We start from the raw sequence: 9,850 nt of genomic DNA on the forward strand, positions 1-9,850 counted from the left end.
TCAGCCGGTTGAATCCATTTTTGGTCACATGGTTGGAGTGACACTGCGGACATGTCAGATACATCTTCTTCATCCTTAAAGCAAGAGATTCTGATCTTATCGAAACCTATCGATCAGGGCACTACCCGAAGCCGCAGAGATACGCCCGGCGCACGCACCGCGTGACGACGTGATACCAGGGCGTATCGGACAAGGAGACGAGCGCGGCGCGGGGACGAGTCATGGGGCATCTCCGCTGGGGGTGTTGGAGGAAGCGTAGGAGAGGTCCTCGAGAGCGTCAACGATAAGTGGGTGTCCCTTTTATCCTTTATCCTCTTTTATCCTTAATCGTTGTCAATCCAATGCAACCTGCGCCGCCCGCACGAATCGCTCGGCGATCTTTCACCAATCGAGTTTCTTAACCGCCGCGGACATGCCGCAGTGTCTATTTATGGATGGACCTAAAAAGGGGGGTTGACAATGCCAGCGAACGCTTAATCTTTGAAAATAATTCGCTGGCGTTGATTTTTCAGGGTGGCCGGATTTATTCGGTCAGCAAGTGGCTTTCTCTTTGCTCTTTTTCTCTGCTTGCTTTTTCTTTTATGATTTCCTCAGGGGATTTTGGCATGTCTTGCTGTTTGCAGCCTTTTTGCACCGAGACCGTTCTTAGTGCTTCGAATTCACCCTTCAGGGTGGAGTACTCTTGGGCTTCTGGCCCATCTCCGCCTTCCAGGAAGAAGAGGGCAGGCCAGAACAGGACCAGTCCTATCCCCATCTGCGCTGCATCGTTGTCTGCGGTCCTTTTGAGACTTTGATATAAGGTTACTGTTCTCTGGGAGACATGCTCCATTTCCATCTCTACTTGCTCGCAGTCATAGTCCTTGTACTTCAGGGGCGATACATATGCTGACCCAAGATCTTCCGGTGAAGTTGCACATCCAAAAGTTACTATGGATACGGCTGCTGCAAAAACAATCCTTTTCATTCTTCTGCCTTGTTTTTTATTTTTCGGTTTTTTGTTCTAGCGCTTGAGTTCGTGCTGTTGCTTTATTCTTCCCTCTTTCTGTTGTTGATTCTGTCGCTCCGTGTGTTCATGCGTCATGAAATGGTCGGCTGTATTGCGTGTGGCAAAAAATGTGTTCAATAGGCACGACTTGATCGGTCGCTTCGGTCCCGTGCGTTTCCTCCGGAACAGCACAGCCCCAACCACTCCTCAATCACCCCCACCGATCCCGCACCCACCGAGACCGAACCACCCCCCATCCAATCCACGCCCCACCACCCCCAACCCAAACATTCGTCGGATCGACCCCCAACCCCATCACCAACCGCAGCCCTTCGATCGCGAACGCCAACCCGCCCCCGACGATTGCCGCAACCCAGCCACCCCGAGTGTACGACCCCCATCGGTCCGAGGTCCACGGCACCAGCAACACCCCGGCTATCCCATAGAGCCCGAGGTTGAGCACCAGACTGACCAGGGCGCCGCTCTCGCTGCTGTAGTAGTGGTAGTAGAAGGGCAGGAAGCGGAGCTGCTGGAGGTCGGCGAGGATGGCCTCGGGGTTGCGCCAACGATCGAGCGTGGGGAGGCCGCCGAGCTGGAGTTCGACGAGCAGCAGCAGGTAGGGGCCGAGCAGGGCAAGCGAGGCCCGGCGGGCATGACGCGGGAGCACGGCGCGGGTGGCGGGGTCGAGACCGCGCAGGGCGGTGACGAGCCAGGCGCCGAGTCCGGCCCCGAGCGCGCGGGTGAGCACCGAGACGCCCTGGGAGACGCCGGAGACGAGCAGCACCTGAACCAGTTCGATCGCCAGCCCGAGGGTGAGCCCGAGCACCACGGCGGCGGCGCGGGTGCCGGGGCCGCGCCGGTGACGGGCGAGGAGGATGCCGAGCGGCAACGCGGTGAGGATCTCGGCGAGGCCATGGGCCAGGGCCCAGACCGCGCCCTGGTCGGAGACCGGCGCCCACAGCCAGCCGAGCCGTCCGGCGGCGGCCTTGTCGAGGATCTCGTCGACGCCCAGCACCAGATCGAAGGGGAACAGGACGAACCCGAGATAGACGAGCAGAAAGAGGCCGAGCGCGGCGTCGACGGCGCCCGCGCCGGGATGGCGCAGCCGCGCGCCGAGCCGGGCCAGCCGATGCCCGGCGAGCGTCCACAGCAGGATCCCGAGGGCGGTGCCGAGCAGCTCGGCGACGGGGTCGTTGAGCGAGACGGTGCGCGGCGGGAAGTAGACCTGCAGCGCCTCGATGCCGAGCGCCAGCAGGGTGGCGGCGAGGGCGACGAGGAGCGCGGTGCGCGCCGTGCCGAGGCGCGGCGCCCAGGCGGCCATGCCGAGCGCCGCCCAGGGCAGGTAGAGGAGCAGGTTGGCGATCCAGTCGGCGCGCCGTCCCGGGGTGAGGGTGAGCCAGCCGATGTCGGCGAGACGGGCGAGCGCCTCGGCGGGCGCGAGCGGCTGCAGATCGAAGGGGATCAGGCTGGCGTAGAGGATCGCCAGGGCGTAGCCGATCCAGGCCAGGGTGAGCGCCCGCATCGCGCCCGCGCCGCGCTCAGTCGTCCCAGCTCAGCGCGCCGCCGGTCTGGTACTCGGTGACCCGGGTCTCGAAGAAGTTCTTCTCCTTCTTCAGGTCGAGCACCTCGGACATCCACGGGAAGGGATTGGTGACGCCGGGGTACTGCTCGGGCAGGCCGATCTGGGCGCAGCGACGGTTGGCTATGAAGCGCAGGTATTCCTCGAACATCGGCGCGTTAAGCCCGAGCACGCCGCGCGGCATGGTGTCGCGGGCGTACTGCGACTCCAGCTCGACGGCCTCGCGGACCATCGCGACCAGCTCGTCGCGGAACTCCGGGGTCCAGAGGTGCGGGTTCTCCAGCTTGATCTGGTTGATCACGTCGATGCCGAAGTTCATGTGCATCGACTCGTCGCGGAGGATGTACTGGAACTGCTCGGCGGTGCCGGTCATCTTGTTGCGCCGTCCCATGCTCAGCACCTGGACGAAGCCGACGTAGAAGAAGATGCCCTCGAAGATGACGTAGAAGGCGATCAGCTCGCGCAACAGCTGCTGGTCGTTGGTGGTGGTGCCGGTGACGAAGTGCGGGTCGGCGAGGTGGCGGGTGTAGGGCAGCGCCCACTCGGCCTTGCGCGCCACCGCCGGCAGCTCGCGGTACATGTTGAAGATCTCGCCCTCGTCGAGCCCCAGGCTCTCGACCACGTACTGGTAGGCGTGGGTGTGCAGCGCCTCCTCGAAGGCCTGGCGCAGCAGGTACTGGCGGCACTCGGGGTTGGTGATGTGGCGATAGACGGCGAGCACCAGGTTGTTGGCCACCAGCGAGTCGGCGGTGGAGAAGAAACCGAGATTGCGCTTGATGATGGTGCGCTCGTCCTCGGTCAGACCCTTGGGGTCCTTCCACAGGGCGATGTCGGCGTTCATGTTGATCTCCTGCGGCATCCAGTGGTTGGCGCAGGCGTCGAGGTATTTCTGCCAGGCCCAGTCGTACTTGAAGGGCACCAGCTGGTTGAGATCGGCGTGACAGTTGATGATGCGCTTGTCGTCGACGCGGATGCGCCCGGCGCCGAGGGCGATCGACTCGAGCCCGGTGGCGCCGGCACCGGCGGGCGCGGCGGCGGGGCGCTCGTCGATCGGCAGGGTCTGCTGGGCGGCGGCCTGGGCGAAGGGCTCGGGGCTGACCACCGGCGCGGCGCCGGCGCTCGACATCAGGGTGGCGTTGTCGAGCAGGCCGCTGCCGGGGCGCGCGCGCGTGACCTCTCGGCCCGGGGTGGCCGGCGGGGGCGGCGCATCCTCTCCGGGGCTGGCGGTGCGAGCGGCGGCGAGCGGGTCATCCCAGTTGAGCATGGCGAGGCGTTCCTGTGTCGGAGGGGTCGTGGCGGAGCCGTTCTGAACCCGTTGTCGAAGGCCGCGGAGCATCCGACACAGAGGGGCGTGCTGTCAAATCGGTATCACAACATGTAGGGATAGAGATTCTCTATCGGGCACTATATATGGTGATTTCGACGCTTACTGGGCATGCTGTCCGGCCTGCGGGTTCGAGCGGGTCGGGAGCGGTGCTGTCGCCGTGGGCGGGGGCGTGACGGTGGCGCGGCGGGCGCCGGGCAGATAGGTCGCGACCAGGGCATAGAGCGCGTCGGCGGCGGCCTCGGCCTGCTCGATCGGCAATCGGTCGAAGCCGATCAGGGTGGGCTTGACGCGCAGGTGCGACTCGGCGTCGGCATAGCGCAGGAAGATCGCGCGCGCGGCCTGCTCCAACGCCTCGAAATGGGCGCGGATGGCCGCGTCGCAGCACTCGGGCAGGGTGACGAAGTCCCACAGCACGTCGGCCCGCTGCTCGGTGTGGCGGATCACCACATAGGGCGTCTGGGTCTGCCGACAGGCGTGGAACCAGTCGCTGTCGGCAAAGGGGGCGCTGGCCTCGACGCGGTCGAAGGGGGCATCGAACATGACGGATTCCTGATCGCTTCCTTGATGACGGGGTTGAGGGTCGCTCCGGGCGAGAGGCTGCGGCACGACCTGATCAACGGGCGCGTCCGGGGCGCCCGGGTCGGTTGGTATCTACCTGGGTTCTGTCAGTCGGATAAGCTAAGCCCCCGCCCGTCGATGATCAATCTCAAAGCGGTGTTGCGTGACCCAGGTCTCGGCGACTGTGGCCTGGATCTGCTCTCAGTCGTCGGAGCCGAGCTTGAGACCCACCTTGGTCACCCGGTCGCCCTCGACCTCGCGCACCACCAGCGCCATCCTGCCCAGCTCCAGTCGGTCGCCGACCACCGGGTGCTGGTTGAGGCTGCGTCGGATCAGCGCATCGAGGGTGAGGTCGCGGTCGGCGGGATCGATGGCCATGCCGTAGACCGTCGAGACCGCGCCGAGCTGCGCCTCGCCGTCGAGCACGAAGTCGCCGAAGAAGGCGCGCTCGGTGAGCCGCTCGGGCACCGGCGGGGCGACGAACAGATGGTCGAGCCCGGGCAGGGCGCGGGCCTCGGCCATCAGATAGAGATAGTCGCCGCCCCTGAGGTCGCCGAGGTCGCCGGCGTCGATCAGCTGGCGCTCGCGCACCACCGCCACCGGGCGCACCCCGGCGGGCAGATGCGGGGCGCGACGCTCGAGCAGCACCGGGGCGTCGGCGGCGAGGCGGTAGCCGACCAGCTCCAGCTCCTGTTGACCGGGGATGTCGAGTTCGACGCGCTGCACCACATGGCTGGTGGGCGGCACCTCCAGCCCCAGCGCGCGCGCCAGGCCGGCTACCGTCCAGCCCTGCACCAGCAGCGAGACCAGCACCACGAAGAAGACGATGTTGAAGTACATCGCCGCGTGCTCGATACCGGCGAGCAGCGGGAACAGGGCGAGGATGATGGGCACCGCGCCGCGCAGTCCGACCCAGCCGATGAAGGCCTGCTCGCGCCAGGTGAAGCGGAACGGCAGCAGGCACAGCCACACCGCCAGCGGGCGGGCGAGGAGGATCAGCACCGCCGCGAACAGCAGCGCATCGCCGGCCACCGGCAGCAGGTGCGAGGGCGTGACCAACAGCCCGAGCATCAGGAACATGCCGATCTGCGAGAGCCGGGCGATACCGTCGTGGAAGCGCTTGATGTTCTGGGTCGACTCCAGCGGACGGTTGCCGATCACCAGCCCGGCGAGATAGATGGCGAGGAAGCCGCTGCCGCCGAGCACCGCGGTCAGGCCGAACAGGGTCAGACCGCCGGCCATCACCGCCAGCGGGTGCAGTCCGGCGGCCATCGCCAGACGGTTGATCAGTGCGGTGAGGGCGAAGCCGCCGGCCAGGCCGATCAGCGCGCCCAGCCCCATCTGGCGGGCGAACTCGGTGAGCATCACCAGCCCGAAGCCCTGGTCGCCACCGCCGATGATCAGCTCGATCAGCGCGATGGTGAGGAAGACCGCCATCGGGTCGTTGCTGCCCGACTCGATCTCCAGGGTGGCGCCGACGCGCTGCTTGAGTTCGAGCCCGCGCGCGCGCAGCAGCGAGAACACCGCCGCGGCGTCGGTCGAGCCGACGATGGCCCCCAGCAGCAGCCCCTCGAGCCAGTTCAGCCCCAGCCACCAGGCGGCGAACAGCCCGGTGATGGTGGCGGTGATCGCCACCCCCAGGGTGGCCAGCGACAGCGCCGGTCGCAGCCCGACGCGGAAGTGCTTGATCGGGGTCGCCAGCCCGCCGTCGAAGAGGATGATGGCCAGCGCCAGGCTGCCGAACAGGTGCGCCGTCTGCACGTCGTCGAAGGCGATGCCGCCCGGTCCCTGCTCGCCGAGGAGCATGCCGATGAGCAGGAACACCAGCAGCAGCGGCGCGCCGATGCGATTGGAGAGCACGCCGACGAGCATGCTGACCAGCAGCACCGCCGAGCCGACGAGGATGATCTGATTGGTGAGGTCCATAGACCCCTAAGGATATCGAAATCGTCGGCTCGATGTCCGGCCACGCCGGTCATCGGGCGCGAGGGGAGGTGAGACGTCGAGGCGACATCCGGCGCTCAGCCATCAGCCGTCAGCCATCAGCCATCAGCCTCCAGCGGATCCGCCGTCGGCGCGATGCTGGTCGCTGACGGCTGACGGCTGACGGCTGATGGCTGACGGCTGACGGCTGACGGCTGACGGCTGGCTCAGCGGCGCCCCTGGGCCTTCTGGTCGCGATCGTAGAGAAAGCCACCGAGGGCACCGGCGCCGGCGCCGATCAGCGCGCCCTTGCCGGCGTCGCCGCTGAGCGAGCCGATCGCGGCCCCGGTGGCCGCGCCGAAGGCGGCGCCGCTGCCGGTGCGCGAGGTGGTGGTGGTGCCGCAGGCGCCGAGGGCGAGTGCGGCGATGAGCGCGGTGGGGATCAGTGCATAGGCGTGCATTTGGCGTGTACCTGTGCGGGTTGTCCGGGCCGGGGCGTCCCTGTCGTCATGCGATCGTCCTGGCTGCTAGCGTGGTGGCAAGGGCGTCCCAGCGCAAGCCCTGGCGCGCCCACCGGTGCGAATCGGACGGACGAGGTGTCGGGCGGTTCGTCCCCCGAGGCTTGGAGGCATCGCGTCGCTCCACTATAGTTCCAGACGATGACGGACACAGCGCCGGGTGAATGCACCCGTCCTCCCGGGCCCGGTCGCACGCCGTGCGCGGCACGGTGCGCCGGTTTCCGAGCCAGCCGGTCCGCGCCCCTCGTGGCGTGGACCACGCCCCCCAGATCCCGATGCCGTTGACGCCCGGGGTCGCCCATCCAGCTTGAGACGATTCTGGTGGCAAAACCAAAGACTATTTCGACAGACGACATTCTGGTGATGTTGTGCAGTTCGGTGACGAAGGTACTCTCCACCGCCACGGGTAACCAGATCGGCTATTCGCCGATGGTGCAGAAGATCACCCGCACCTGTCTGCGCCCGGACATCGGCTGCTTCGTGCTGTTCGACGGTGGATTCTCGGGGTTGGTGATCATCAACTTCTCGTCGCAGGCGGCGATGGAGATCTATCGCTCCTACATGACCAACATGGGGATCTCGGAGTCGGAGCTGGCCACCGTGCACACCTCCGACGAGGTGGCCAACATGCTCGGCGAGCTGATGAACCAGATCGTCGGCGACTTCACCGGCAACGTCGGTCGTGATCTGCAGGTCTCGATCAACCAGAATCAGCCGAAGATGCTCACCATCAACAAGGAGGTGATGGTCAGCATCGACACCAATCTCGATCGTCCGCAGGCCCGTCGCGTCGCCTTCACCACCGCCCGGCGCAATGTCTTCTACATGGAGCTGGCGATGGACAAGACCGAGTTCCTCAAGCTCCACGACTTCGAGCGCGAGGAGGTCGATCCCGATCGCATCCTCGCCGAGCAGAAGCAGAGCGACGGTTCGGTCAAGAGCGGCGCGCCGCAGCAGTCGGCGCTGGTCGATACCGACCTGCTCGAGGAGCTGGGTCTCTAGCCCGTCCGGTCCCGACGCCCCGGCACAGGGAGGTGCCGCGGCCATGCGTCTCGACGACGCATCGATCCATCCTTCCCCCCGCTTGACGCCCGCGCCCGGCGCGTCCCTGCACCGCCCTGGCAGGCTCAGCCGCGCCCGGAGAGTTGTGCGTGGGCCAGCATGGCGTCGATCTCGCGCTCGGCCTCGACCCAGTCCTCGCGCTCGTGTCCGGGCGCGAAGCCGCGCCGCTCGGCCTTGTAGTAGGCCGCCTCGCGGATCATCGCCAGACGGTGCTCGGGGTCGACGGTGAGAAAGCGCGTCGGCGGGGTGTAGCTCGCGGCGGGCGTCGCCGCTGGCGCGCTCGCCGCCGGCTTCGGTTGCGCGCGCGGTGCCGCCGCCGCGGTGGTCTTCTTGGTGGTGGTGCGCGCGCTGGTGCGAGGGCTCTTGGTCGTGCTCGCGGCGCTCGCGCGCTTCTTGCGCGGGGTTGCCGGCTTGGTCGCGGTCTTCTTGGCCGCGGCCTTGTCCGTGCTGGTGGCCCGCTTGGGGGCGGTCTTCTTGGTCACGATCTTCTTTTCTTCAGCCATGTCGCACACTCGCTTGTGGATTCCTGTCGGGCCAAACCCCTGGGGCCGTACCCTTTCGGTTTGCCTGCACGGACGACCGTCACGGGATCGCTGATCCGGCGCGACGGAAAGGGGTCCGGGGCGGGGTCGGCGCGACTGCCGCGATCTGGCCTGGCGGGTGGCGGCCGGCATCGCCTCGAGACCTCCATAGAATACACATAATCGACCTCGTGTCGGGCTGCGTCCAGGGCGATGGCGATAGGCGTACGCGGGGATCGAATTCAGTCCCCACGCAGCCCGCGCGCGGGTGGCTCGCGCCCCGCGCGCAGCGCCGGGGGCAGGGCGGCGGCGAGCGCCGCACACCAGGCCAGCAAGGGGCCGGAGAGGAGCGCCAGCGGCGGGATCTGAAGGGCCATGCTCCAGCCGAAGGCGCGCACGTTGATGATGCGAATCAGCAGCTCGCCCATCACCAGCCCGAGCGGGATGGCCAGCAGCCCCGCCACCAGTCCGAGGATCGAGCCCTGCGCCAGCAGCGTCAGGGCCAGGGCGCGGCCGCTCATCCCGGTGGCACGCAGCAGCGCGTGGGTGCGGCGGCGTTCGAGCTGCAGCGCGAGCAGGGCGCTGAGCACGCCGACGAAGGCGACGGCGAGTGCGAGCAGACGCAACACCTCAGTGATGGCGAAGGTGCGATCGAAGATCTCCAGGGTGAGCGTGCGGATCTCGCCGCTGGCGGTCAGCAGCAGGGTGCGATCGTGGGTCTCGGCGAGCGCCTGCACGCGCTCGCGCACCCGTTGCGGATCGCCGTCGGGGGTGAGCCTCAGGGCGAGCGAGCCGATGCCGATTCCCTCCCAGTGGGCGCGTGCCTCGCGGTAGGGGAGCATGAGCAGACCGCGATCCGAGCCGTAGTCGCGAAACACCGCGCCGACGCTGAAGCGGCGCCAGCCATCAGGCGTGGCCAGTTCGATGCGATCGCCGGGGGCGAGACGGTGATGATGGGCATAGGGTTCGGAGACGAGGATGCGTCCAGCCGCCCAGGGGTCGTCGTCGAGTCGCGCGAGCAGCAGCGGTCCGGTGGCGTCGGGGGCGGGGCGGTCGCGTACCAGCAGGGTGGCGTCGCCCTCGCGGGTGGTGACCGTCATGCGGCGTGCACGGATCACCGAGGCGACCCCGTCGGTCGCTACGAGCGCCTCGTCGAGACCGGGGGGCAGCGGGGCCTCGCGGCTGTCGGCGGTGACATAGAGTTCGCCCTCCAGGGTGTGGTCGAGCCAGTCGATCACGCTGTGACGGAAGCTCTCGATCATCACCCCGACCCCGACGCTGGTGGCTACGGCGAGGGTCAGCGCGGCCGCGGCGATGCCGGTGCGGGCGACCGAGCCGGCCACCGTGCGCGCCGCCAGCACCAGCGCCAGCGGAGAT

The 9,850-nt window shown here is 67.2% G+C and carries 9 protein-coding genes and 1 pseudogene; 1 reads left to right on the forward strand and 9 read right to left on the reverse strand.

Annotated features, from left to right (window positions below; genetic code table 11):
* Positions 1-127: 127 nt before the first annotated feature.
* The 7 genes and pseudogenes from EBL84_RS17430 to EBL84_RS16490 all read right to left on the reverse strand — a co-directional run.
* Positions 128-223: pseudogene (locus tag EBL84_RS17430) on the reverse strand (Type I secretion system protein TolC); the annotation flags it as partial.
* A 300-nt stretch (positions 224-523) separates the two neighbouring features.
* Positions 524-964: a metal ABC transporter ATP-binding protein gene (locus EBL84_RS16465; protein WP_123141783.1), complete on the reverse strand. Its 441-nt coding sequence runs from the start codon at positions 962-964 to the stop codon at positions 524-526.
* A 232-nt stretch (positions 965-1,196) separates the two neighbouring features.
* Positions 1,197-2,507, reverse strand: coding sequence for a VanZ family protein (locus EBL84_RS16470; protein ID WP_123141784.1), 1,311 nt, complete (start codon positions 2,505-2,507; stop codon positions 1,197-1,199).
* A 16-nt stretch (positions 2,508-2,523) separates the two neighbouring features.
* Positions 2,524-3,828, reverse strand: a complete 1,305-nt coding sequence (locus EBL84_RS16475) for a ribonucleotide-diphosphate reductase subunit beta (RefSeq protein ID WP_123141785.1) — start codon at positions 3,826-3,828, stop codon at positions 2,524-2,526.
* Between the two features lie 162 nt (positions 3,829-3,990).
* Positions 3,991-4,431 (reverse strand): hypothetical protein, encoded by a 441-nt coding sequence (locus EBL84_RS16480; protein ID WP_005223421.1) that lies wholly within the window; start codon positions 4,429-4,431, stop codon positions 3,991-3,993.
* Between the two features lie 219 nt (positions 4,432-4,650).
* A complete protein-coding gene (locus EBL84_RS16485) occupies positions 4,651-6,375 on the reverse strand; it encodes a potassium/proton antiporter (RefSeq protein ID WP_123141786.1) in 1,725 nt (574 codons plus the stop codon).
* Between the two features lie 224 nt (positions 6,376-6,599).
* Positions 6,600-6,833, reverse strand: coding sequence for a YMGG-like glycine zipper-containing protein (locus tag EBL84_RS16490; protein ID WP_005223423.1), 234 nt, complete (start codon positions 6,831-6,833; stop codon positions 6,600-6,602).
* 378 nt (positions 6,834-7,211) lie between these two features.
* On the opposite strand from EBL84_RS16490, the gene EBL84_RS16495 reads away from it, so the two are divergent.
* Entirely contained in the window at positions 7,212-7,892 is a 681-nt protein-coding gene (locus EBL84_RS16495; protein WP_123141787.1) for a DUF3334 family protein, read from the forward strand.
* A 125-nt stretch (positions 7,893-8,017) separates the two neighbouring features.
* Here EBL84_RS16495 and EBL84_RS16500 read toward each other — a convergent pair whose 3' ends face one another.
* Positions 8,018-8,455: a DUF2934 domain-containing protein gene (locus tag EBL84_RS16500; protein WP_165913522.1), complete on the reverse strand. Its 438-nt coding sequence runs from the start codon at positions 8,453-8,455 to the stop codon at positions 8,018-8,020.
* Positions 8,456-8,715: 260 nt separating this feature from the next.
* Positions 8,716-9,850: ABC transporter permease (locus tag EBL84_RS16505; protein ID WP_148040325.1), on the reverse strand; the 1,135-nt coding region annotated here is incomplete at its 5' end.

Source organism: Marichromatium sp. AB31, assembly GCF_003718685.1.
Taxonomy (GTDB): Bacteria; Pseudomonadota; Gammaproteobacteria; order Chromatiales; family Chromatiaceae; genus Marichromatium; species Marichromatium gracile.

Excerpts from the sequence above, each read along its gene's own strand:
- EBL84_RS16465 (WP_123141783.1), bottom strand. The coding sequence starts at position 964 with ATGAAAAGGATTGTTTTTGCAGCAGCCGTATCCATAGTAACTTTTGGA.
- EBL84_RS16470 (WP_123141784.1), bottom strand. The coding sequence starts at position 2,507 with ATGCGGGCGCTCACCCTGGCCTGGATCGGCTACGCCCTGGCGATCCTC.
- EBL84_RS16475 (WP_123141785.1), bottom strand. The coding sequence starts at position 3,828 with ATGCTCAACTGGGATGACCCGCTCGCCGCCGCTCGCACCGCCAGCCCC.
- EBL84_RS16480 (WP_005223421.1), bottom strand. The coding sequence starts at position 4,431 with ATGTTCGATGCCCCCTTCGACCGCGTCGAGGCCAGCGCCCCCTTTGCC.
- EBL84_RS16485 (WP_123141786.1), bottom strand. The coding sequence starts at position 6,375 with ATGGACCTCACCAATCAGATCATCCTCGTCGGCTCGGCGGTGCTGCTG.
- EBL84_RS16490 (WP_005223423.1), bottom strand. The coding sequence starts at position 6,833 with ATGCACGCCTATGCACTGATCCCCACCGCGCTCATCGCCGCACTCGCC.
- EBL84_RS16500 (WP_165913522.1), bottom strand. The coding sequence starts at position 8,455 with ATGGCTGAAGAAAAGAAGATCGTGACCAAGAAGACCGCCCCCAAGCGG.